The 23,043-nt window shown below is 63.5% G+C and carries 25 protein-coding genes; 11 read left to right on the top strand and 14 right to left on the bottom strand.

Annotated elements, in window-relative coordinates; all coding sequences use genetic code 11:
* Positions 1 to 38: 38 nt before the first annotated feature.
* Together cueR and BG61_RS42030 are read left to right on the top strand one after the other, a co-directional pair.
* Positions 39 to 446 (top strand): Cu(I)-responsive transcriptional regulator, encoded by a 408-nt coding sequence (gene cueR, locus BG61_RS20375; protein ID WP_035924525.1) that lies wholly within the window; start codon positions 39 to 41, stop codon positions 444 to 446.
* Between the two features lie 232 nt (positions 447 to 678).
* A complete protein-coding gene (locus BG61_RS42030) occupies positions 679 to 825 on the top strand; it encodes a DUF3563 family protein (protein ID WP_129572010.1) in 147 nt (48 codons plus the stop codon).
* A gap of 142 nt (positions 826 to 967) precedes the next feature.
* Here the strand turns inward: BG61_RS42030 and copM are convergent, their stop codons facing one another.
* From copM to BG61_RS20360, 3 genes are all read right to left on the bottom strand, one after another.
* Complete coding sequence (gene copM / locus BG61_RS20370; protein ID WP_035924358.1) at positions 968 to 1,378, bottom strand: CopM family metallochaperone; 411 nt, start codon at positions 1,376 to 1,378, stop codon at positions 968 to 970.
* Positions 1,379 to 2,074: 696 nt separating this feature from the next.
* On the bottom strand, positions 2,075 to 2,920 hold the full coding sequence (locus BG61_RS20365) for a 23S rRNA (adenine(2030)-N(6))-methyltransferase RlmJ (RefSeq protein ID WP_035924360.1): 846 nt from the start codon (positions 2,918 to 2,920) through the stop codon (positions 2,075 to 2,077).
* Between the two features lie 105 nt (positions 2,921 to 3,025).
* Entirely contained in the window at positions 3,026 to 3,997 is a 972-nt protein-coding gene (locus tag BG61_RS20360; RefSeq protein ID WP_035924362.1) for a potassium channel beta subunit family protein, read from the bottom strand.
* Positions 3,998 to 4,316: 319 nt separating this feature from the next.
* On the opposite strand from BG61_RS20360, the gene BG61_RS20355 reads away from it, so the two are divergent.
* Both BG61_RS20355 and BG61_RS20350 read left to right on the top strand, forming a co-directional pair.
* On the top strand, positions 4,317 to 5,111 hold the full coding sequence (locus BG61_RS20355) for a 3-hydroxybutyrate dehydrogenase (protein ID WP_035924365.1): 795 nt from the start codon (positions 4,317 to 4,319) through the stop codon (positions 5,109 to 5,111).
* Between the two features lie 16 nt (positions 5,112 to 5,127).
* Positions 5,128 to 6,498 (top strand): DUF3734 domain-containing protein, encoded by a 1,371-nt coding sequence (locus BG61_RS20350; RefSeq protein WP_081868136.1) that lies wholly within the window; start codon positions 5,128 to 5,130, stop codon positions 6,496 to 6,498.
* Between the two features lie 563 nt (positions 6,499 to 7,061).
* On the opposite strand, the gene BG61_RS20340 is transcribed toward BG61_RS20350, so the two are convergent.
* The gene (locus tag BG61_RS20340) at positions 7,062 to 8,261 is read right to left on the bottom strand and encodes an amino acid aminotransferase (protein WP_035924368.1); all 1,200 of its coding nucleotides are present in this window, start codon (positions 8,259 to 8,261) and stop codon (positions 7,062 to 7,064) included.
* Between the two features lie 404 nt (positions 8,262 to 8,665).
* Here BG61_RS20340 and uvrB point away from each other — a divergent pair, with 404 nt between their 5' ends.
* The 6 genes from uvrB to BG61_RS20310 all read left to right on the top strand — a co-directional run bounded on the left by uvrB (position 8,666) and on the right by BG61_RS20310 (position 14,774).
* Positions 8,666 to 10,756, top strand: coding sequence for an excinuclease ABC subunit UvrB (gene uvrB, locus BG61_RS20335; protein ID WP_035924371.1), 2,091 nt, complete (start codon positions 8,666 to 8,668; stop codon positions 10,754 to 10,756).
* A 297-nt stretch (positions 10,757 to 11,053) separates the two neighbouring features.
* On the top strand, positions 11,054 to 11,602 hold the full coding sequence (locus tag BG61_RS20330; RefSeq protein WP_035924530.1) for an iron transporter: 549 nt from the start codon (positions 11,054 to 11,056) through the stop codon (positions 11,600 to 11,602).
* A 65-nt stretch (positions 11,603 to 11,667) separates the two neighbouring features.
* Entirely contained in the window at positions 11,668 to 12,000 is a 333-nt protein-coding gene (locus BG61_RS20325; RefSeq protein WP_035924372.1) for a cupredoxin domain-containing protein, read from the top strand.
* Positions 12,001 to 12,068: 68 nt separating this feature from the next.
* Complete coding sequence (locus BG61_RS20320) at positions 12,069 to 12,914, top strand: FTR1 family iron permease (RefSeq protein ID WP_035924375.1); 846 nt, start codon at positions 12,069 to 12,071, stop codon at positions 12,912 to 12,914.
* Positions 12,911 to 14,317 (top strand): 4Fe-4S binding protein, encoded by a 1,407-nt coding sequence (locus BG61_RS20315; protein ID WP_035924377.1) that lies wholly within the window; start codon positions 12,911 to 12,913, stop codon positions 14,315 to 14,317. Before BG61_RS20320 ends, BG61_RS20315 begins: the two co-directional genes overlap by 4 nt.
* Positions 14,318 to 14,360: 43 nt before the next feature.
* Positions 14,361 to 14,774: a GlcG/HbpS family heme-binding protein gene (locus BG61_RS20310; RefSeq protein ID WP_035924379.1), complete on the top strand. Its 414-nt coding sequence runs from the start codon at positions 14,361 to 14,363 to the stop codon at positions 14,772 to 14,774.
* Between the two features lie 275 nt (positions 14,775 to 15,049).
* Here BG61_RS20310 and hemP read toward each other — a convergent pair whose 3' ends face one another.
* The 4 genes from hemP to BG61_RS20290 form a co-directional block, all read right to left on the bottom strand.
* Positions 15,050 to 15,298, bottom strand: a complete 249-nt coding sequence (hemP, locus tag BG61_RS20305; RefSeq protein ID WP_035924533.1) for a hemin uptake protein HemP — start codon at positions 15,296 to 15,298, stop codon at positions 15,050 to 15,052.
* 148 nt (positions 15,299 to 15,446) lie between these two features.
* Entirely contained in the window at positions 15,447 to 15,941 is a 495-nt protein-coding gene (locus BG61_RS20300; protein WP_035924382.1) for an SRPBCC family protein, read from the bottom strand.
* Between the two features lie 63 nt (positions 15,942 to 16,004).
* Positions 16,005 to 16,403 (bottom strand): OsmC family protein, encoded by a 399-nt coding sequence (locus BG61_RS20295; RefSeq protein ID WP_035924385.1) that lies wholly within the window; start codon positions 16,401 to 16,403, stop codon positions 16,005 to 16,007.
* Positions 16,404 to 16,562: 159 nt separating this feature from the next.
* Positions 16,563 to 17,435, bottom strand: a complete 873-nt coding sequence (locus BG61_RS20290) for a pirin family protein (protein ID WP_035924388.1) — start codon at positions 17,433 to 17,435, stop codon at positions 16,563 to 16,565.
* Between the two features lie 120 nt (positions 17,436 to 17,555).
* On the opposite strand from BG61_RS20290, the gene BG61_RS20285 reads away from it, so the two are divergent.
* Positions 17,556 to 18,518, top strand: a complete 963-nt coding sequence (locus BG61_RS20285) for a LysR family transcriptional regulator (protein ID WP_035924390.1) — start codon at positions 17,556 to 17,558, stop codon at positions 18,516 to 18,518.
* A gap of 353 nt (positions 18,519 to 18,871) precedes the next feature.
* Here the strand turns inward: BG61_RS20285 and BG61_RS20280 are convergent, their stop codons facing one another.
* From BG61_RS20280 to bfr, 6 genes are all read right to left on the bottom strand, one after another.
* A complete protein-coding gene (locus BG61_RS20280; protein ID WP_035924391.1) occupies positions 18,872 to 19,300 on the bottom strand; it encodes an ExbD/TolR family protein in 429 nt (142 codons plus the stop codon).
* Between the two features lie 12 nt (positions 19,301 to 19,312).
* Positions 19,313 to 20,059, bottom strand: coding sequence for a MotA/TolQ/ExbB proton channel family protein (locus tag BG61_RS20275; protein WP_035924395.1), 747 nt, complete (start codon positions 20,057 to 20,059; stop codon positions 19,313 to 19,315).
* A gap of 32 nt (positions 20,060 to 20,091) precedes the next feature.
* Positions 20,092 to 20,835, bottom strand: a complete 744-nt coding sequence (locus tag BG61_RS20270) for an energy transducer TonB (protein WP_035924397.1) — start codon at positions 20,833 to 20,835, stop codon at positions 20,092 to 20,094.
* A gap of 256 nt (positions 20,836 to 21,091) precedes the next feature.
* The gene (locus BG61_RS20265; protein ID WP_035924399.1) at positions 21,092 to 21,334 is read right to left on the bottom strand and encodes a (2Fe-2S)-binding protein; all 243 of its coding nucleotides are present in this window, start codon (positions 21,332 to 21,334) and stop codon (positions 21,092 to 21,094) included.
* Between the two features lie 176 nt (positions 21,335 to 21,510).
* Entirely contained in the window at positions 21,511 to 22,395 is an 885-nt protein-coding gene (gene murI, locus BG61_RS20260; RefSeq protein WP_035924401.1) for a glutamate racemase, read from the bottom strand.
* Between the two features lie 14 nt (positions 22,396 to 22,409).
* The gene (bfr, locus tag BG61_RS20255; RefSeq protein ID WP_035924402.1) at positions 22,410 to 22,886 is read right to left on the bottom strand and encodes a bacterioferritin; all 477 of its coding nucleotides are present in this window, start codon (positions 22,884 to 22,886) and stop codon (positions 22,410 to 22,412) included.
* Positions 22,887 to 23,043 lie beyond the last annotated feature (157 nt).

Below are 23,043 nucleotides of genomic sequence, written 5' to 3'. Positions count from 1 at the left end.
GAAGGTGTAGAGTTATTTTTGGTTCTGGAGAGCTCATGATGAATATTGGCGAAGCGGCCCGCGCGTCCGGCGTGACGGCCAAGATGATCCGGTACTACGAGAGCGTCGGATTGCTGCAGCCGGTCGGCCGCACGGCGTCCGGCTACCGCGTGTACAACGAGCAGGAGGTCCATGCGCTGCGTTTCGTGCGGCAGGCGCGGCGGCTGGGCTTTCTGGTCGACGACATCCGGAAGCTGCTTGCGCTCTGGCACGACCGCTCGCGAGCGAGCGCCGAAGTCAAGGTGATCGCGCTGGAACACGTCGCGGAACTCGACCGGCGCATCGCGGAACTGACCGACATGCGCGACACGCTCTCGCATCTCGCCCATCATTGCCACGGCGACGAGCGGCCCGATTGTCCGATCATCGAGCGGCTGGCGAACGATCGCACGATTGCACCAAATTGATGCAAGTATCGCGCGCGATTTTTGTGCGTTCCGTTCGGTGGCGAGGAAATTTCATGGGGAATCAGTCACTTGCCCGGTAACGGTGCGCGCACCATTCCGGTTCGGAATGCACGGTATTCAAGCAATTCACTAACACTTTTGCAAAAGGCTAGTTATAATCCGGGTTAACCCTTTTAAGGGAAATCCCTGACCCGAACTGCCGGGGATTCAACTGCAATCCTTGGAGAACATCATGCTTGCTTATTTGCTCGAAAAATTCAGCATCTGGTTTGAAGCCGCCGAGCGTCGCCGCCGCGAAGAGTATCTGGCGCAATCGTCGGATATCGTTCAGCTCGAGCAGCGTATCCGTTCGCTCGAAACCAACGGCTACACGCTGTAAGCTTCAAAGCCGAACCGATGCTGTAGTGAGAGCCCCGCAATGCGGGGCTTTGTCGTTTACGGCACTGTCGCTGTTCGTGTCATTGGCGCCGTGCTTGCCAACGTTTTTTCGATTTGTCGCGCGCGCAACGTCCGCGTGAACGTCACTTCGCTTGCGGGTGCGCAGCGAGCCACTGCCGCATGAAGGCGATTTCCTTATCCTGCGCGGCGATGATGTCCTTCGCCAGCTTGCGCAGCTTCGCGTCCTTTCCGTACTTCAGTTCGACCTTGGCCATTTCGACCGCCCCCTCGTGGTGGGGAATCATGTGCGCGACGAAGTCGCGATCGGCGTCGCCCGTGTATTGCACGTTCGACATGCCGCTCATCATCGACTGGTCGGCCGCCCGGAAGGCCGCGGTGGAAGGCGAGTCGCCCTGCGTCGACGAATCGGCGGGCATCTTCATGCCGGGCATGGCGTCGTGCGAGGGGGCATTGGCTTGAGCGAACGCGCCGGGGACCGATGCGGCGCACGTGAGCGCCAGAGCAACGCCAAGCAGGATTTTTCGTGGTTTCATCGCTTCTCCTTCATTGATGACGTAATTGTCGGGATCGAGACGACTAGCCTAAAGCTTGCCACCACGGTAAGGTAAAGCGTTTTCGTCTAAACGATCACACTGGGCGACATGAAGAACTGCAGACTTGTCGGATACGGACGCGGGCCGCGGTTTTCATCAGCTGCCGGCGTGATCGCGATTGCCCTGAGCGCTTGCGTCGTGCAAACAGCGCTCGCGAAGCCGGGCGGAGAGCCGCTCGTGCTCGACACCCAATCGGGCATTCACAGCGGCACGGGGGGCACGGTACTCCAGACGGGACCCTTGTCGGGGCCCGGCATGGTCCAGGCACCGCCCCTGGCGACCATGCCGGAGTTGCCGCAGCAGGAGCAGCCGCCGATCATCGTTTCGCCCTATGTGGAATGGTCAGGCGGCCAGGCCGCGGCGCAGCCGCCGACTGGAGCGCCTCCGCGTCCGTCACATCCGATACCTTCCTATCCGGGCGCCGGACCGGGACGTCATGGCGGCGGCGCCATGCCCGCGGTTCCTTATCGGCCGGGGGCTCCGCAAGGCACCGTGTCGCCTTTCACCTTGCCACCGACTCGGCCGCCGGCTCAGCCGCTATAGTCTGCCGTCTGCCGCTTGCCGATGTTCCTCGCCAAGTCGCGGCAAGGGACGCAAACAGCCTGCGCCTGCCGCCACGCTGACATCCCCGTGACCTCAGTCGCCCCGATGCTCGAGCTTGAACCCTGCGTGGTCGTCCTGACCCAGCGTCTCGGCGAGGTACGGCAGCGCTTCCTTCAGCGCGCCCGCGAGCGTGTAGGGCGGATTAAATATGAACATGCCGCTGCCGAAAAGGCCGAAACCGTCGGTGGGATGCTTGCTTACCGTTAGCAGCGCATGCAGCCAGTTGCCGGGCTGCAGCCGCTTCAGTTGCTCGGCGAAACGCTGGGATTCGAGCCGCGTAACCTGCGGATACCAGACGGCATAAGTCCCCGTCGCAAACCGCTTCAGACTTTCCTCGACGCAAGTCAGCGTGCGCGCGTAGTCCCGCTTGTCTTCGTAGGAGGGGTCGATCAGCACGAGCGCCCGGCGCGGCGGCGGCGGCAGCAGCGCCTTGATACCCTCGAAACCGTCCGCCTCGAAGATCATGGCGCGACGGCCCGCGTCGCGGAAATTGTGGCGCAGCACGTCGATTTCGGTCGAGTGCATCTCGAAAAGGCGAATCCGGTCCTGCTCGCGCATGAGCCTCCACGCAAGATACGGAGAGCCGGGATAGAAACGCAGGCTGCCATCGGGGTTCATGGCCCGCACTTCGTCGACGTAGTCCGCGAGGAGCGGCGGCAAGTCGGTCCGCTCCCAAAGGCGCCCGATGCCCGTCTCGAACTCCGCCGTTTTCGCGGCGTAACCCTCCGTGAGCGAGTAGGCACCCGCGCCGGCATGGGTATCGATGTACCAGTACGACTTGTCCTTCTGGCCGAGGTAGCGGAGCAACTGCACGACCACAGCGTGTTTCAGCACGTCGGCGTGGTTGCCTGCATGGAAGGCGTGGCGATAACTGAACATGGCGTGAGGGTCGGATAAGGGCGCAACGGTCGGGTCAAAACGGCGCTGCCGGAAAGTGGGGCGCGCGAAGGGCGGTCATTGTAGCCGACCGCCCGCCGGCACCGGTCAGGCGGCCACTTTGCCGACGATCGCCTCGATGCGCTCCATCACCTCCGGCGTCAATTTCCCGACGATCTCGACCGCCTTCATGTTCTCGCGAATCTGCTCCGTGCGCGACGCCCCCGTGAGCACCGTGCTGACATGCGGATTCTTGAGAATCCACGCGATGGAAAGCTGAGCGAGCGTGCACCCGAGGTCGTCCGACACTTCCGCCAGCCGCCCGACGATGCCGTTTCTGCCCGCGTCAGTGAGCCTCTCACGCAGCCACTCGTAGCCCTGAACCTGCGCGCGGCTGCCTTCGGGCACGCCGTTGCGGTACTTGCCGGTCAGGAGGCCTGAGGCGAGCGGGCTCCAGGTGGTGAGACCAAGGCCGATGTCTTCGTAGAGCCGCGCATACTCGCGCTCGACCCGCTTGCGGTGCAGCAGGTTGTACTCCGGCTGCTCCATCACCGGCTTGCGCAGATGATGCCGCTCGGCGATCTCGTGCGCCGCGCGAATCTCGTCCGCGCTCCACTCCGACGTGCCCCAGTACAGCGCCTTGCCACGCGCGATGATGTCGCTCATCGCCCACACGGTTTCCTCGATCGGCGTATGCGGGTCGGGCCGGTGACAGAACACGAGATCCACGTAATCGAGCTGCAGGCGTGCGAGCGAGCCGTCGATGGCGTTGTGCAGGTATTTGCGATTGAGCGTCTGATGCTGGTTCGGCGCCTGATTGAGACCGAAGAAGAATTTGGTGGACACCACGTAATCGACGCGCGGCCAGGCCAGTTCCTTCAGCGCGCGCCCCATAATCGCTTCGGACTGGCCCTTCGCGTAGACCTCGGCGTTGTCGAAGAAATTGACGCCGTGGTCGCGGGCCGCCGCGAGCGACTCGCGCGCGAGCCGATGGTCGACCTGATTGCCGTAGGTCACCCATGAGCCAACGGACAGTTCACTGATCTGCAAGCCGGAACGTCCGAGCCGACGATAGTTCATTTCTGATTCTCCATGATAGCCAGATGATGCAGCCAGGCGATGCAGCCGGGCGGTGGGGTGAACGACGCAGCGTGCAAGCTTAATCCGATTTCTCGATGCATGTTCTGCGCGCCCGGGCGCTACTTCGCTTCGCTGCAGCGTGTCACAGGCTTCGTGCACAATAGCCTCGCCGGCTCGCCCCGGATAGTCGGCCGAATGGCATAGGACGGGCTGAGCATTCCCCGGGGATTCGCCTATGCCATCCGGCCAGCTTGAACGGCCGGGCGTCGCGTGTTGTCATAGCTCACGTTGCACATTCGCCAACCAGAGGGAGGTCTGTATGTCACTGAATACGAAGCTCGACGGGAAAGTTGCCGTGGTTACGGGCGCGGCAAGCGGCATCGGCAAGGAAATCGCGCTGACGCTGTCTGCGGCCGGCGCGGCTGTCGCCATCGCGGACCTGAACCAGGACGGTGCGAACGCGGTTGCCGAGGAGATTCGCGGCAAGGGCGGCAAGGCGATTGGTGTCGCGATGGACGTGACGAACGAACAGGCGGTGAACGACGGCATCGACCGGGTCGCGGCGGAGCTCGGCTCCGTCGACATCCTCGTTTCCAATGCCGGCATCCAGATCGTCAACCCGATCGAGAACTACGCGTTCTCCGACTGGAAGAAGATGCAGGCGATCCACGTCGACGGCGCGTTCCTGACCACCAAGGCATCGCTCAAGCACATGTACAAGGATGACCGCGGCGGAGTCGTGATCTATATGGGCTCGGTGCACTCGCATGAGGCGTCGCCGCTCAAGTCGGCGTATGTGACGGCCAAGCACGGCCTGCTCGGCCTCGCGCGCGTGCTGGCGAAGGAAGGGGCGAAGCACAACGTGCGCTCGCATGTCGTGTGTCCGGGTTTCGTGCGCACGCCGCTGGTCGACAAGCAGATCCCCGAGCAGGCTAAGGAGCTCGGCATCAGCGAGGAGGATGTCGTCAAGCGCGTGATGCTCGGCGGAACGGTGGACGGCGTGTTCACGACAGTCGAGGACGTCGCCCAGACGGTGCTGTTCCTCGCCGCATTCCCGACGGCTGCGCTGACGGGGCAGTCCTTTGTGGTGAGTCACGGCTGGTACATGCAATAAGTCGACGGAGAACGCAATGGCTGCAAGCGATGGCGGCAGGGAAGCTGCGCCGCGGGACGAGACCACCCCGGCGGACAACGATGGCGGGGCCGGCGCGCCCGCGGCGAAGCGGCCCGTGCGCGGTTCACGGCGTGCGGCCGGCACCTCGCGGCGCGGCGAAGAGGCTGCCGCCACCGTAGAGGCCGATTTCTGCTCGGAACCGGTGGTCGTGGCACCGGCCGCAGCGGCGCTCAACGCCGCCGGCATCGCCTTGCCGCCCTACGAGACGATCGCGTTGATGCTGCAGGGCGGTGGCGCGCTGGGTGCCTATCAGGCGGGCGTCTACCAGGGGCTCGACGAAGCCGGCATCCATCCCAACTGGATTGCCGGCATTTCGATCGGCGCGCTCAATACGGCGATCATTGCGGGAAACGCGCCCAAGGACCGCGTGCCACGCCTCCTTGAATTCTGGGAGACGATCTGTCAGCCCGCGTTCGGGCTGCCGATGCCTGCGTTCATCGAGCGCGCGTTCTTCAATTCCGCGGACGAGATTCGCAAGGCGTTCACGGCGATGCAGGCGTTCGGTGCGGTGCTCGAAGGGCAGAAGGGATTTTTCGTGCCTCGGTTCCCGCCGCCGTCGCCGGTGGCCGCAGGCGAGCCGCAAACGGCGAGCTACTATGACACCGCGCCGCTCAAGGCGACGCTCGAGCAGCTATGCGACTTCGACCGGATCAATTCGGGCGAGATGCGGGTGTCGGTGGGCGCGGTGAATGTCGCGACCGGCAACTTCGCCTACTTCGACAACACGCATATCCGGCTGAGGGCGGAACACTTCATCGCGTCGGGCGCGTTACCGCCGGGGTTTGCCGCCGTGGAAATCGACGGCGACTATTACTGGGATGGCGGGCTGATGTCGAATACGCCGCTCTATGAAATCGCGCAGGCAAGCCCGCGCCGCGACACGCTCGCGTTCCAGGTCGATCTGTGGAGCGCGCGCGGGCCGGTGCCCGACAGCATCGTCGATGTGATGGGGCGGGTGAAGGACATCCAGTATTCCAGCCGCACGCGCATGGTGACGGATACGATGCAGCGTGCGCAGCGCTATCGGAATGTGCTCAGGCATGTGCTGGAACAGGTGCCGGAGGAACTCCGCAAGAACGATGCGTGGTGCAAGCTCGCTCAGGACCTTGCGTGCTCGAAGCGCTATAACGTGATTCACCTGATTTACCGGCACAAGGAATACGAAGGGCACTACAAGGACTACCAGTTCGGCTTGTCGACGATGCGTGAACACTGGGAAAGCGGTCTGCAGGACATTCGCGGCACGCTGGCGCACCATGATTGGCTCGACATGCCGGACGGCGAGTCGCATTTCGTCACGCACGACATCCATCGCGACATCCGGTAGCCGAAAGCCGAAAGCCGAAAGCCGAAAGCCGAAAGCCGAAAGCCGAAAGCCGAAAGCCGAAAGCCGAAAGCCGAAAGCCGAAAGCCGAAAGCCGAAAGCCGAAAGCCGAAAGCCGAAAGCCGAAAGCCGAAAGCCGAAAGCCGAAAGCCGAAAGCCGAAAGCCGAAAGCCGAAAGCCGAAAGCCGAAAGCCGAAAGCCGAAAGCCGAAAGCCGAAAGCCGAAAGCCGAAAGCCGAAAGCCGAAAGCCGAAAGCCGAAAGCCGAAAGCCGAAAGCCGAAAGCCGAAAGCCGAAAGCCGAAAGCCGAAAGCCGAAAGCCGAAAGCCGAAAGCCGAAAGCCGAAAGCCGAAAGCCGAAAGCCGAAAGCCGAAAGCCGAAAGCCGAAAGCCGAAAGCCGAAAGCCGAAAGCCGAAAGCCGAAAGCCGAAAGCCGAAAGCCGAAAGCCGAAAGCCGAAAGCCGAAAGCCGAAAGCCGAAAGCCGAAAGCCGAAAGCCGAAAGCCGAAAGCCGAAAAAAATGGCGCCCGAAACGGGCGCCATTTCAGGTAGCACAAAGCCGCGGCCGTGTTACTTCAGCACGTGCGCGACGGCGTTCGCCACAACGTCCAGGTTGCGCGTGTTCAGCGCGGCCACGCAAATCCGGCCGGTGCTGACCGCGTAGATCCCGAATTCCTCGCGCAGTCGGTCCACTTGCGGCGCCGTCAGGCCCGAGTAGGAGAACATGCCGCGCTGCTGGCTCACGAAGCTGAAGTCGCGATCCACGCCGCTCGCCTTCAGACGCTCGACAAGGCCGTTGCGCATTGCGCGGATCCGGTCGCGCATTTCGCCCAGCTCCTGTTCCCACGTCGCGCGCAGTTCCGGCGAGGCCAGCACGGCCGCGACGACCGAGCCGCCGTGCGTCGGCGGGTTCGAGTAGTTCGTGCGGATCACGCGCTTCAGTTGCGACAGCACGCGCGCCGATTCTTCCTTGCCCGTCGTGATGATCGACAGCGCGCCGACGCGCTCGCCATAGAGCGAGAACGACTTCGAGAACGACGACGACACGAATACGTTCACGTCCGCGTTGGCGAAGAGGCGCACTGCGGCGGCGTCGGCCTCGATGCCGTCGCCGAAGCCCTGGTAGGCGATGTCGAGGAAGGGCACGAGCGAGCGCGCCTTCACCACGTCGACGATCTGGCGCCATTGGGTGGCCGTCAGATCCACGCCGGTCGGGTTGTGGCAGCACGCGTGCAGCACGACGATCGTGCCGGCCGGGTAGCTGTCGAGCGCCGCGAGCATGCCTTCGAAGTTCACGCCGTGGGTGGCTGCATCGTAGTACGGGTAGTTCACGACCTCGAAACCAGCGCCTTCGAAGAGGGCACGGTGGTTTTCCCAGCTCGGATCGCTGATTGCGACCATCGCGCCCGGGTTCACGCGCTTGAGGAAGTCCGCGCCGATCTTCAGCGCGCCCGTGCCGCCGAGCGCCTGTGCCGTGACGACGTGACCGGCCGCAATCAGCGGCGAATCGTTGCCGAGCAGCAGTTTCTGGACGGCGGTGTCATAGGCGGCGATCCCTTCGATCGGCAGGTAACCGCGCGGCAGCGCGGCCTCGATGCGGGCTTTTTCCGCCTCGCGCACTGCGCGCAGGAGCGGAATCTTGCCTTCTTCATTCGTGTACACGCCGACGCCCAGATTGACCTTGGTCGTGCGCGTGTCGGCGTTGAAGGCTTCGTTGAGGCCCAGGATCGGGTCGCGGGGAGCGAGTTCGACGGCAGAGAAAAGAGACATGATGTATCGGCAGTAGTGGAAAGACGTGCGGCAAGGACTTGCAAGGAGGCCGGGCGGCCGGAACGGCTGCTGCCACGCGTAATCACGCGTTGCGGCGCCGTTTCGCGGCCTGGTTGCGCTGAATCGGCCCCGGAATCCGCCATTGTAGCGAATCGGGCGGATTATTTTGCCGGCCGCACCCCGCGATTTGCGTCCTTTTTTTGCGCTTTTTTACCTGATTCCCGGCCCGATACGCATGCAGGGTGGGGCTCGCTTGCGGTTGCCCCGTTCATCCCCATCTTGTAGGCAACACGGCGCCGGCCGAACCGGCGCACGCCGTTCCGACACTCCGGCCCCGCCGTCCACCCGCTTTTGCGCGAACCGCTAAAATAGGCGTTTGCTCTCGGCGAAGGTTACATTTCCTCATGTCCGATACCCTCATCGACGCCCCCGATGCACTCGACGAATCCAGATTCGTCACCTTCGATGGCTCCCCGTTTCAGCTCTACCAGCCGTATGCGCCCGCAGGCGACCAGCCCGAGGCGATCAGCACGCTCGTCGAAGGCATCGAGGACGGCCTTTCGTTCCAGACCCTGCTCGGCGTAACCGGTTCGGGCAAGACCTTCACGATGGCGAACGTGATCGCCCGCATGGGGCGGCCCGCGATCGTGTTCGCGCCGAACAAGACCCTTGCCGCGCAGCTCTACGCGGAGTTCCGCGAGTTTTTCCCGCGCAACGCGGTCGAATATTTCGTCTCGTACTACGACTACTACCAGCCAGAAGCGTATGTGCCGCAGCGCGACCTGTTCATCGAAAAGGACTCGTCGATCAACGAGCACATCGAGCAGATGCGGCTCTCCGCCACGAAGAGCCTGCTCGAACGGCGCGACGTGGTGATCGTCGCGACGGTGTCGGCGATCTACGGTATCGGTAATCCGTCGGAGTATCACAAGATGATTCTGACGCTGCGCACGGGCGACAAGCTCGGCCAGCGCGACATCATCGCGCGGCTGATCGCGATGCAGTACAACCGCAACGAGGCCGATTTCCAGCGCGGCACGTTTCGCGTGCGCGGCGACACGATCGACATTTTTCCGGCCGAGCACGCCGAAATGGCGGTGCGCGTGGAGCTTTTCGACGACGAGATCGAGTCGATGCAACTCTTCGATCCGCTCACCGGGCGCGTGCGCCAGAAGATTCCGCGCTTCACCGTCTACCCGTCGTCGCATTACGTGACGCCGCGCGACACCGTGATGCGCGCGATCGAGACGATCAAGGCGGAATTGCGCGAGCGGCTCGAATTTTTTCACAAGGACGGCAAGCTGGTCGAGGCGCAGCGGCTCGAGCAGCGCACGCGGTTCGATCTCGAAATGCTGCAGGAGCTGGGTTTCTGCAAGGGCATCGAAAACTATTCGCGGCATTTTTCGGGCGCGGCGCCCGGCGAGCCGCCGCCGACGCTCGTCGATTACCTGCCGCCCGACGCGCTGATGCTGCTCGACGAGTCGCACGTGCTGATCGGCCAGCTGAACGGCATGTACAACGGCGACCGGGCGCGCAAGGAAAATCTCGTCGATTACGGCTTCCGGATGCCGTCCGCGCTCGACAACCGGCCGCTCAAGTTCAACGAGTTCGAGCGCAAGATGCGCCAGGCGATCTTCGTGTCCGCGACGCCCGCCGACTACGAGCAGCGCACGTCCGGCCAGGTGGCCGAGCAACTGGTTCGCCCGACCGGGCTCGTCGATCCGGAAATCGAGGTGCGCCCGGCGCGCTCTCAGGTCGACGACGTGCTCTCGGAGATCAACGCGCGCGTGAAAGCCGGCGAACGCGTGCTGGTCACGGTGCTGACCAAGCGCATGGCCGAGCAGCTGACCGAGTTTCTCGCCGATCACGGGGTGAAGGTGCGCTATCTGCATAGCGATATCGATACGGTGGAGCGCGTCGAGATCATCCGCGACTTGCGGCTCGGCAGCTTCGACGTGCTGGTCGGCATCAACCTCTTGCGCGAAGGGCTGGATATTCCGGAGGTGTCGCTGGTGGCGATTCTCGACGCCGACAAGGAAGGGTTCCTGCGCGCCGAGCGTTCGCTCATCCAGACGATCGGCCGGGCGGCGCGCAACGTGAACGGCAAGGCGATTCTCTACGCCGACAACATGACCGAATCGATGAAGCGCGCGATCGGCGAAACCGAGCGGCGGCGCGCGAAGCAGGTCGCGCACAACGAGAAGATGGGCATCACGCCGCGTGGCGTGACGAAGCGCATCAAAGACATCATCGACGGCGTCTACAACGTCGACGACGCCCGCGCCGAGCTGAAGGAAGCGCAGACGCGCGCGAAGTTCGAGGACATGTCGGAGAAGCAGCTCGCGAAGGAAATCAAGCGTCTCGAAAAGCAGATGATGGACCACGCCAAGAATCTCGAATTCGAAAAGGCGGCACAGACGCGCGACCAGTTGGCGCTCTTGCGGGAGCGCGTGTTCGGCGCGAACGTCGGCGATCACCTGACGGGCATCGACTAAACCAGTCCTCAAATAGAAGAACGCGACGACGCCACTCTTCGTCGCGTTTTTTCAGATGTTTCGCCGCTGCCCCGAACCGGCGAAACCCTTGCTGGGATAAGGCTGTAAGGCGGATCAAATTGTTCTTGTGATCGATCGGTGCTACACTTCGCAAATATTGAGAATGGTTCCTATTAACGTTCTGGAATCGGTTCTCATTGGGATGCTTCACGGTGGCCGGGCCTCGATGCGGTGAAGCAGATCGGGTTTGGATGGCGCGCACCGCGCATATCGATCGATAACAACAAGGAGTGGCGAATGCAGGTAAAAACTTTGATGCGCGGCGCGCTCGCCGCAGCGGCGCTAACGGCAGCAATGTCGGCGACGGCAGCGGAGTATCCGATCGGCAAGCAGCATATCGAGGGCGGCATGGAAACCGGCGCCGTGTATCTGCAGCCGATCACGATGGCGCCTGAAGGCATGATGCGCAAGGCATCGGATTCGGACATCCACCTCGAGGCAGACATCCACGCCGTCAAGGACAACCCGACGGGTTTTGCGGAAGGCGACTGGATGCCGTACCTGCAGGTCACGTATGAACTGACGAAAGTCGGCACGACGCAGACCATCAAGGGCGACCTGATGGCGATGGTCGCGAGCGACGGCCCGCACTACGGCGACAACGTCAAGCTCTTCGGCCCGGGCAAATATCACCTGAAGCTGCACATCGCGCCGCCCGCGCAGACGGGCCACATGGCGTTCGGCCGTCACATCGACAAGGAAACGGGCGTGGGCCCGTGGTTCAAGCCGTTCACGATCGAGTACGATTTCCCGTTCGCCGGAATCGGCAAGAAGGGCGGCTACTAAGCGAGCGCGCTTCGAGGCGCGCCACGGGCGCATGACCGGCGGCGCGCGCAACTCAGGAAGGCAGCATGAAACTCAAACTCCAGGTGGCCGCGCTCGTGTTGCCGGCGCTTCTTGCCGGCATCGCGCAAGCCGCCGATCTGCCGACGTTCAAGCTCGAAATGAACGACGGCAAGCTGAACCCCGAGCGCATCGAAGTGCCGGCGGGCCAGCGCATCAAGATCGAAGTGCACAACATCGGAAAGGGTGCCGCGGAATTCGAGAGCATCCAGTTGCGCAAGGAAAAGGTGCTCGCGCCGGGCGCGGATTCGTTCGTCGTGATCGCACCGCTCGCCCCGGGCGAATACAAGTTTTTCGACGATTTCCATCAGACCGCGCAGGGTGTGATCGTCGCGAAGTAGGGTGGGTTGCGCGGCGCGCAGCGTCGGGCGCCGCGCCCGTGTGAAGCGGAAATGGCTGGAGGTTTTTGATGGGTCAGGTTCTTTTCATCGTCTGGCGCGAGAGTGTCGAGGCGTTGCTCGTCGTCGGCATTCTGTACGCCTGGCTGAAGAACGGCGATCATCATGCGCGGCGCGGCATGCCGTATCTGTGGGCGGGCGTCGCGATCGGCCTGCTCGCGGCCGTGGCGCTCGGCGCGGCGCTCGTCGGGTTCACGGAGGTGCTCTCGGGCGACGCCCAGGACTATTTCCAGACGGCGATGGTGCTCGTCGCCTGCGTGCTGATCGTGCAGATGGTGCTCTGGATGAAGCGCCACGGCCGCACGCTCAAGAAGGACATGGAGGCGTCGCTGCAAAAGAGCACGCAGGACGGGCACTGGTGGAGCATCACGGTGCTGGTCGCGCTCGCCATCGCGCGGGAGGGCAGCGAGACGGCGGTGTTCCTCTACGGCGTCGGCTTCGGGCAGTCCGGACACGTGGCGGCGTCGCAGTATGTCGCGGTGCTGCTCGGTTTCGCGCTCGCGCTCCTCACGTTCTACATTCTTCAGCTCGGCGGCAAGGTCTTCTCGTGGCGCATCTTCTTTCGCGTCACCGAGATCATGCTGCTGTTCCTCGCGGCGGGCCTGTTCGAAACCGGCGTCGACAAGCTGATCGACAAGGAAATCCTGCCGGTCGTCGTCAATCAGTTGTGGGATACGTCCTGGCTGCTCGATGACTCGAGCACGTTCGGCTCGCTCGTCGCGACGCTCACGGGTTACCGCGCGCATCCGGCCGGCATGAACCTGATTGCGTACGCCATCTACTGGGCGGTGATCTATCTGCTGATGCGCCGCTCGAAGAGCCAGATGACGCAAAAAGCGGCGGGCCGACCAGCATGAGCACTGTCCTTGAACGGCCGGGCCGGCTGCGCCAAGCCGGTCAATGGATGCAACGGCACGGCAGCGCGATCCGCGGGATTCAGTGGGTCGTCGTTGCCGTGTATGCGTTTCTGATTCTCGTGCCCTCCTTCATGCCGCTGCCGGACGGCACCGCGCATCTGTGGAGCAACCTGACGCTTGCCGCGCAGTTCGTGTTCTGGGGCATCTGGTGGCCGTTCGTGCTGCTGTCGATGGTCATGCTCGGCCGCGTGTGGTGCGGCGTGCTGTGTCCGGAAGGGGCGCTGTCGGAATTCGCGAGCAGGTTCGGCCGCGGCTGGGCGATTCCGCGCTGGATGCGCTGGGGCGGGTGGCCTTTCGTCGCGTTCGGCCTGACGACGATCTACGGCCAGATGGTCAGTGTCTATCAGTATCCGAAGGCCGTGCTGCTCGTGCTGGGCGGCTCGACCGTCGGCGCGATGATCGTCGGCGTGCTCTACGGGCGCGAAAAGCGCGTCTGGTGCAAGTATCTCTGCCCCGTGAACGGGGTGTTCTCGCTGCTGGCGCGCCTCGCGCCGTTCCACTACAAAGTCGATGAAGACGCGTGGCGCCGCTCCTACAAGGAGGGCGAGAACGGCCATCGCGTGATTCCGATCAATTGCGCGCCGCTCGTGCCGCTGCGCAACATGAAGGGCGCCGCCGACTGCCACATGTGCGGCCGGTGCAGCGGCCATCGCGATGCGGTCGCGCTCACCTGGCGCTCGCCGTCGGACGAAGTGGTGCGTCTCGGCGACGCGCAGGCGAACGCCTGGGACACGGCGCTGATCCTCTACGGGCTGCTCGGCATCGCGATCGGCGCATTTCACTGGACGGTCAGCACCTGGTTCGTCGACCTGAAGCAGATTTTCGCGAGCTGGCTGATCGATCACGACATCCTCTGGCCGCTCGCGACCAACGCGCCGTGGTACCTGTTCACGCATTACCCCGAACAGAACGACGTATTTTCGTGGCTCGACGGCAGCATGGTGATCGGCTATATCGTCGTCACGGGGCTGGTGTACGGCACGGCGCTCCTCGCGTTGCTCGCGGGAGCCACGCGCATGCTCGGCCGTTTCGACGCGAGGCGCCTGCATCACCTCACGCAGGCGCTGATTCCGGTTGCCGGCTGCGGCGTGTTCCTCGGCCTGTCCGCGACCACGGTGGCGCTTCTGCGCGCCGAGCACGTGCCGCTCTGGTGGGTCGCGGATCTGCGCCTCTCGTTGCTCGCGGTCGCGAATCTGTGGAGCGCGTGGCTCGCGTGGCGCGTGACGAGCCGGTATGCGGAAAAGCGTATTGTTACGCGCGTGTCGGCGATGGTATGGTTTGTTGTTGCGCTGGCCGTCGCGGACAGCGCGTGGTATCTGATGTTCTGGGGCTTTTCCCGCTAATATTTCCGCCAATTTTTCTGCCAAGCCAGCGAGCCGAACGAAATTGAGAACCAAACCTGTACTGACCGACGAAGACGTCAAGATCATTGCCGCAGCCGCCGAAGCGCACGCGCTCGAACACCACTGGAACGTGACGGTTGCGATCGTCGACGACGGCGGTCATCTGCTGCATCTCCATCGCCTGGAGGGTGCGGGCGCCAGCACGGCCGAGATGGCGACCGGCAAGGCGCGCACGGCCGTGCTCGGGCGGCGTGAAACCAAGGTCTACGAAGACATGATCAAACAGGGGCGCGTCGCGTTCCTCAGCGCGCCGATGACAGCGATGCTCGAAGGCGGCGTGCCGATCATGGTGGGCACGGATCTCGTCGGCGCGGTCGGCGTGTCGGGCGTGAAGTCGGATCAGGACGCGGCGATCGCGCGTGCGGGCATCGCGGCGCTGGGAATCGAAAACACCTGATTACGATCACGCCCCCGGCGGATCGAAAAAAACAACGGCGCGCTTTCGAAAGAAAGCGCGCCGTTGTCATTTGCGCGTCGCTCCGTGCTTCTCATGACGGTGCGACACAAACCCGGCAGGAACCAAAAAAAGCGGCTTCGCTGGCTATCGACGACTGGCTGGTGTTTGCACGAAGGGGTCTATTTCTCGCGTGCAAGTCGTCCTCGCTGGCTATGGCCAAACACCTCTCGGAGAGGTGGTCCCCACAATACCCGGTACTGCAATTCGTTCTGCGCCTACTTCGTCAGGATCAGCTTGCCTAGACGCGTGGCGCGCAACTGGTAGGTCTCCCCGTTGTGCACGATGCTGATGTGGCTGTGGCCCTGCAGCAGTGTATCGCTGCGCACCGAGCGCTCGCCGCTCTCGTCCTCGACATTCGATGCACGCACTGACGTCACGGCTGCCTGCTTGGGTCGCGTGATGGCGGCATCGCGAGTGACCGGGCGACGCAGCCGGAGCGTGGAGGAGCGCAGGGTGTCGGTCATGTCGGTGAACTCGTTCGTTGATTCGATGGATTCATAGTAAATGATAACCATTCCTATTTGCAAGAACGATCTACTCATCGGATCGGCGCTTTCGATAGTAGATTTCGATGCGGCCACGCTCGCATGCGTTGCCGCATCGCGTAGCGCGTCAGTGGAGCGGCGCCTGGCCCTTCGGGCCGTGCACGTACTGGCGGATCAGCCGTACGGTATCGATGTCAGCTTCGCGGTACGCCGATTTCACGATCTCCTGCGTCTGCAGCACGTCGGGGCTGGCGTTGGCCTCGTCGGCGACGGGCAGGGTCGTGCTGTAGGTGAAGCGCAAAAAGAGTTGCAGCTCGTCCGGCTGTTCGATCGCCATCGTGAGCGAGCCGCCGACATGGTCCGCCGTCGGCAGGATGTCGTAGCGCACGCTCGCGCCCGGCGTGAGCGTCACGCGGTCGCGCACGACGGCCTGGCCATAGTGCAGTTCGCGCTCCATCCTGTCGCCGTCGCGCGACAGGATCGTGCAGCTATCGAGCCCGAGCACGAACAACTGCGGCTGTTCCGCGCGCAGGACGAGCCCGTCCCATAATTGTTCGCGCGTCAAGGTATCGACGAACGGGTTGAGCGGGTCGTTGATCTGGATCAGGTGTTCGAAATTCAACTCGACGGTTTCCTTGGACGTTCATTGCGCTCCGGCGCCCCATTCAAGCGGCTTCAGGCAGTCTTACGCGGGCGCGAGCCCGGTGTCGATCCGGATCGAGCCGGAGAGGATCTTGTGCAGCGGGCATGCATTGGCGATTTGCAAGAGGCGTTCCCGCTGGTCGTCGGCGAGCGGGCCTGTCAGCACGATCTGGCGATCGATCACCGTGCCCTCGGCCGTGCTCGTGAGCGACAGCCCGACGCGCACCGCTTCGAGCGGCCAGTCCTTGCGCTTCGCGTACATCCTGAGCGTGATCGACGTGCATGCGCCCAGACTGGACAGCAAGAGCGACGCGGGTTCGGGGCCGGTATCCCGGCCGCCGAGGCTTTCGGGTTCGTCGGCGACCCATTTGTGCATGCCGTCGTCGAGTTGAACCTGGAAGTCGGTCGATCCGATGGTCGCGATCACGGTCGGTTCAGCCATTCAGTGCTCCTGTAGTTTGACGGGCGTTCGAAGGGGAGCGGCACACGAAAAAAAGCGGCGCGGCGCGAACGGTTATTGTGACGCAATGTCGCCGTTCGTGCCGCGCCGCGGATGCTTTGCAGGTGTGCTTTGGTGTGTTTTGCCGCGTTCGGCGCAAATTCAGTGCGTGATCGCGCCCATCCGGCCCGCCTGATAGTCGATCACCGCCTGACGGATTTCGTCCTCGGTGTTCATCACGAACGGCCCGTAGCGCACCACTGGCTCCTTCAGCGGCACCCCGCCGATCAGCAGCACTTCGAGCGGCTCCTCGCCGGTGGCAAGCGTCACGCTGTCGCCGTCGTCGCGAAAGAGCACCATCTGCCGCGCGCGCACCTGCGTGCGCTCCGCGCCGTAGCGCCCTTCGCCCGACAGCGCGTACGCGAACACGCGAAAGTCGCGCGGCACGCGGGTTTCGACCGACGCCCCCGGCTGCAGCGAAAAATGCTGGTACAGGATCGGCGTGCGCGTTTCGATCGCGGCCTTCACGCCCAGCGCCTCGCCAGCGATCACCTTGACCCGCACCCGGCCGTCGTCGCTCACGCCGACCGGAATTCCGCCCGACGGGATTTCCTGATAGTGCGGTGCGATCATCTTGTCGCGCTTCGGCAGGTTCACCCACAGTTGCAGGCCGTGCACGCGGCCGCCGGTCCGGGTGAATTCCGGATCGGGCATTTCGCTGTGGACGACGCCCGCGCCAGCCGTCATCCACTGCACGTCGCCTTCGCGCAGCGTGCCGGAATGGCCCGCCGAGTCCTTGTGGCCAAATTGCCCTTCGAGCACGTAGGTGACCGTCTCGAAGCCACGATGCGGATGATCCGGCGCGCCTTTCGCTTCGCCCGGCGCGTAGTCGACCGGGCCCATTTCGTCGAGCAGAAGGATCGGGTCGAAATCCATCAGAAGGCGGGTCGGAAACGGACGATGCACGACAAAGCCGCCGCCTTCGACGGTCCGGATGGCGGGAATGGTGCGTTCGATAGTGCGTGTAGTGCTCATGGGTCCTCGCGTCGCCGTCAGGGGAATGGCGCTGAATTTGCAACAGAGCGATATTATATGGGCTGAATTCCGGCTAAAAAGCCATCTAATCGCAATGGATTGTCCTGCCAGCGGAACGATATGAGAACCGAGTCACACGACCTGAACGACCTGATGTACTTCTCGCATGTTGTCGAGAACGGCGGATTTTCCGCCGCGGAGCGGGTGCTCGGGATATCGAAATCGCGGCTGTCGCGGCGCGTGTCGGAACTGGAGGCGTCGCTCGGCGTGCGGCTCCTGCAGCGCTCCACGCGCAAGCTCGCGCTGACCGAAGCGGGGCAGCTCTTCTACCAGCATTGCCAGGCGATGCTGGCGGAGGCGCAGGCGGCCGTCAATGTCGTCCAGAGCCTGCGCGATTCGCCGCGCGGCACCGTGCGCGTGAGCGTGCCCGTGACCATCGCGCAGACGTTCCTGTCGGCCGTGATGCCGGACTTCCTGCACCGCTATCCGGAGGTGAGGGTGGTGCTGCGCGTGACGAACCGGGTCGTCGATCTGTTCGAGGACGCGATCGACGTCGCGCTGCGCGTGCGCTCCGAGCCACCCGCGAATTCGAATCTGGTCGCGCGGCCGCTCTGGCGCACGGAACAGATGCTGGTTGCGGCGCCGTCGCTGCTCAAGCCCAACGCGCCGCCGCTCACGCCGGGCGAGTTGCGCCAGTTCGACACGCTCGACACGCCGTCGAGCGACGGCCGTCACGTGTACCGGCTGATCGCGCCCGACGGCACGCGCCACGAGTTCGAGCACGAACCGCGTCTCGTCACGGCAGACCTGTCGATGATCCGCGAGGCCGTGCTGCGCGGAGTCGGCATCGCTGCGCTGCCGGAGATGATGTACGGCGCGCCGTTGCGCACGGGCCAGCTTTCGCCGGTGATGCCGGGCTGGACGTTTCCGTCGCCGCAACTGTACGCGGTGTTCCTGTCGCGGCAGGGCATGGTGCCGGCAATCCGCGCGTTCGTCGATTTTCTCGTGGAGTCGATCGACGACGGCAGGCGCTTCCCAGGAGAATGTCCTGTCGAGCCGGCGCCCGTGCGGGAAACAGTTTGACCGATTCGTGGCGGCGCGCATCGTTTCTAGCATTGAAGCGCGCGCTTGCGATGGACAGATTCAATCGGCCCGCCCTTGATGGCACGCGGGCACGGCGTTATATTGAAAACGCCTTCGCTAAGGAGCCTCTTATGCGAAAACTGACGGCTACTCTTATAGTTAGCCTGATAGGGTTGATCGCGCTGTCCGTGTCGACCACGGTTGCCGCATGTGGTGATCCTTCGTCCTCCGGCTATTCGAGCCCGAAGTGACTGCCCGCCCGAAAGCGCCGAGTGCGCACAAAAAAAGGCCTTCATCCGACGATGAAGGCCTTTTACTTTGTGGCGCGCGTATTTACGGCAGCGGCGGCGGCTTTACTTGCCTGCTCCGCCCTTGGGTTCCGTGACGAAGCCGATCTTCGTGAGCCCGCCTGCCTGAGCGGCCGACATCACGTCGGCGACGCGCTCGTACGGCACCTTGCGGTCCGCGCGCAGGTGCAGTTCCGGCTGCGGCGACTGCTGCGACGCCTGTGCGATGCGCGCGGCGAGCGCCGCGTCGTCGATTTTCTGGTCGTCCCACATGATCGTGCCGTCGGCCTCGACCGCGACGTTCACGTGCGCGGGCTTGGTGTCCTGCGGCTGGCTGCTCGCGTGCGGCAGGTCGATCTTGACCGCGTGATGCATCGCCGGAATCGTGACGAGGAAGATGATCAGCAGCACCAGCATGACGTCGACGAGCGGCGTCATGTTGATTTCGCTCATCATGCCGTCGTCTTCGTCGCCGGCGAAAGGGCTCATTGCCATCGGGGCCTCCGCTTAGCTTGCGCGCGTCGCGAGACGCAGGCTGTCGGGATTGCCCGCGCCGCTGCGCTTGCTCGACGAGAGCTTCGTGCCGGTCACGAAGAACGCATGCAGGCCGTGGGCGAAGCGGTTGAGTTTCGTCACGATCGACTTGTTCGAGCGCGTGAGCGCGTTGTAGCCGAGCACCGCCGGAATCGCGACGAAGAGGCCGAACGCCGTCATGATCAGCGACTCGCCGACCGGGCCGGCCACCTGGTCGATCGAGGTCTGGCCGGTCGCGCCGATGGTGAGCAGCGCGTGATAGATACCCCACACCGTGCCGAACAGTCCGACGAACGGCGACGTGCTGCCGATCGACGCGAGGATCGCGAGCCCGCTCTGCATGCGGCCGACGCCTTCGTCCATCGTGTCCTTCAGGCAGCGCGTGATCCAGTCCGACACGTCCATGCGGTCGTGCAGATGCGGCTGCGTCTGGTGATGGTGGTCGGCGGCTTCCTGGCCGGCGAGGGCGAGCGCGAGAAAAGGATTGTCGGCCGGGCTGGAGTTGTGGCTGCCGAGCTTCTTGATGCCGTCGGCGAAATCGTCCGAGTGCCAGAAGGCGCGTTCGGCGTCCTTCGTCAGGCGCCTCAGGCGCATGACGTTCCATCCTTTCACGACGATCACCGTCCAGGACAGCACCGACATGATGACGAGCGCGATCGCGATGCCGCGTGTCACGAAATCCCCTTGCGCCCACACGTGCGCAATCCCGTAATTTTCCATTGCAGTTCCTGTTTGTATCTAAGAGATTCTGGTCAGTCGTTCAGACTGAATACATAAGGCTGGGAATAGGCGGCGCGGATTGCTTCGCCGTTTTCCTTGTAAGGTTTGCAGGTGCTCGCCCGCATGGCGTCGAGCGCGGCCTCATCAAGACGCGACGAGCCGCTGCTCTTTTTCAATGCGACGTTCTCGATCTTGCCCGTCAATCCTACGACGAAACTCACGACTGCCGTGCCCGTCTCGCCCCGGCGCTTCGACATCGCCGGGTAGTCTGCCATCGCGATATTGCAATCGAGGTGCGAAACGTTCTTCGGCGCGGAGATGGCCATCGTCTGGCGGCCGGTGGCGGGCGCCGCCGCGGCAGCCGGTTCGGCCGGAGCGGGCGGTGCCGGCGGCGCGGGATCGGGCGCGGGTGCGGCGATCGGAGACGGCGCGTCGCTCTGCGGCATCGGCACGGGTGTCGGCGCGGGCTTCACGCGGGGCTGCACCTTCGGCTTGGGCGTCGGCTTCGGCGGAACGGGTTTCGGGGGCGTGGGCGTGGGCGTCGACTGGATCGCAACGGGCGCGGCCACCGGCGCCGGCTCGGCGCTCAGCAACTGCGCGGTGATCGCGCGGGACTCGATCGGGCGGGGCAGCGGCGCGTTGCGCACGGTCATCACGACCGCGAGCAACACGACGTGAATCGCGACGACAGCCGCACCTGCCGCCATGACGCGGCGGTCGATCCCGGCCGAAGGAGCCGGCTGCATGCCGGCGGGTGAAATAGTCGGGGACTGCATGTTCTCAGGAGCGGGCCGCAATAAATGAATCCGACGGCCCGGCACAGCACATCAAGCTCAACGACGTCATTTTCGGAAGATAAGCAGAGAAATAAACAGCGTAGTCACGAAACCGATCAGCAATTCCATCATTCCCTCCTTGGGTCGGGGGGCGGCGTAGCTGGCTGATGTGACCTGGCTTGCGGGCGGCAGATACAGAAAAACAAGAGCGGATCGGCGGAGCAACCGCTGTCCGGCTCGACGCGCCCGGGGAATGTCAGGCGGCCTTGCGTTCGTAAAAAGTGAGCGGCACAGCCTGAAGATGTTCGTGATGCTCGATCCCGCAACGCGACGCGCACACGCCGCTTTGCAGCATCACGTCGCGGACCGACTCCTCGCACTTGCCGCAGCACAGCGCGACGCCGAGTTCGAACTGCAGCTCGTCGAAGGAATCCATGCCCTCGGAAATAGCCGTGCGGATCTTGCGGTCGGATACTGATTTGCACACACAGACGATCATGATCAGGTCGCGATAGCTTACGTTAATGCGAATTATTATCATTCAGTATCGGCGGCATTGCAAGTGCGGGTCTGTGTTTTTTGTAACATACTGGGGAAGTCGGCAGGGTTATCGCCGGAAGCCTTGCTGGACAAGGCGAAAGCGCCAGGCGGGCGAGCCGGCGGAGCGGAAAACCCTCAGGCCAGGTCGGATTCTAACGGCCGCGTGCGGCGCGATGGGATGACGACGTGCTCGACGCGCGCGTCGATCTGCAGCAGCGAGGCGGCGAGCTGGCGTTGGGATTCGCCGTCGGCGGTCGAGTAGAAGCGCGGCAATGCGCGGGGAGACGGCCCGGCGGCGCGCAGCCTGTGGGCGTCGAGCAGGCGCTCGAGCTGGCGAGCGATCGCGACGCTCGTGTCGATGATCTGGAGCCGGTCGCCCACGATCGAGCGGATCGCCTCGTCCAGGAAAGGATAGTGCGTGCACCCGAGCACAAGCGTGTCCGCGCCGGCGTCGAGCATCGGCCGGAGATAGCTCGCGAGCAATGCGAGGAGTTCGGGCGAATGCGTGTCGCAGCGTTCCACCGCCTGCACGAGACCGTGCCCCGGCTGGCAGATGAAGCGGCAATCACCGGCGTAGCGTTCGAGCAGCGTCTGAAAACGCGCGCTGCGCAGCGTGACGGCCGTCGCCAGCACGCCCACCACGCGCGTTTTCGAAACCAGAGCGGCCGGCTTCACGCCCGGCTCCACGCCGACAAGCGGAATAGGGAGACGCTCGCGCACGAGCGCGATGGATTGCGCGGTCGCCGTGTTGCACGCGACAACCAGCGCCTTCGCGCCCTGCGAAACCAGCCATTCGCCGATGGCCATGGTCCGGTCGGCGATGAAGTCGTCGTCGCGCTCTCCGTAGGGCGCGTAGAGCGAATCGGCGACGTAGACGAGCCGCTCGTCCGGCAACGCTGCGCGCACGGCGCGCAGCACCGAAAGGCCGCCCAGGCCGGAATCGAAAACGCCGACGGGCGCGCTCGTATCAGCTACGGCGCGCCCGGTCGGCGGGAAAGAAGGGGACGCTTCGAACAGCATCGGACGACGGGTGCTTATTCGCCCTCGCCCATCATCGATTGCTGATAGTTCTGGATGCCGACCTTGCCGATCAGGTCGAGTTGCGTTTCGAGCCAGTCGATGTGCTCTTCCGTGTCTTCGAGAATCGTCACGAAGATTTCACGGGAGACGAAATCACGCACCGTCTCACAATATGCGATCGCTTCCTTGCACGTGCTCTGCGAGATCTGTTCGAGTTTCAGATCACACTCGATGATCTCCTTGGTTTCCTCGCCGATCAAGAGCTTGTGCAGGTCCTGCAGATTCGGCAGACCGTCGAGCAGGAATACGCGCTGGATCAGCAGGTCGGCGTGCTTCATCTCGCCGATCGACTCGTCGTACTCGTGCTTGTTGAGTTTTTCCAGACCCCAGTGCTTGTACATCCGGGCGTGCAGGAAATACTGGTTGATCGCGGTCAGCTCGTTTTTCAGCTGCGCGTTCAGATATTCGATGACCTTCGCGTCGCCTTGCATGATTGTTCCTTGTTCGTGGCGTGGTGGCTATTTAAACGATAAACCCTGTAGATGAAAATGCCAAGCTTAGATAAAAATCTTTTGTTTCAGATAAAAGTGAGAATGAATCTCTTTATTGAGATATTGCCGCCGCCAATGAAAAAGCCGGGCGTTACGC

Source organism: Caballeronia glathei, from assembly GCF_000698595.1.
GTDB lineage: Bacteria > Pseudomonadota > Gammaproteobacteria > Burkholderiales > Burkholderiaceae > Caballeronia > Caballeronia glathei.
The sequence above is the reverse complement of the archived record's forward strand: the minus strand, read 5'-3'. Positions and strand labels throughout refer to the sequence as shown.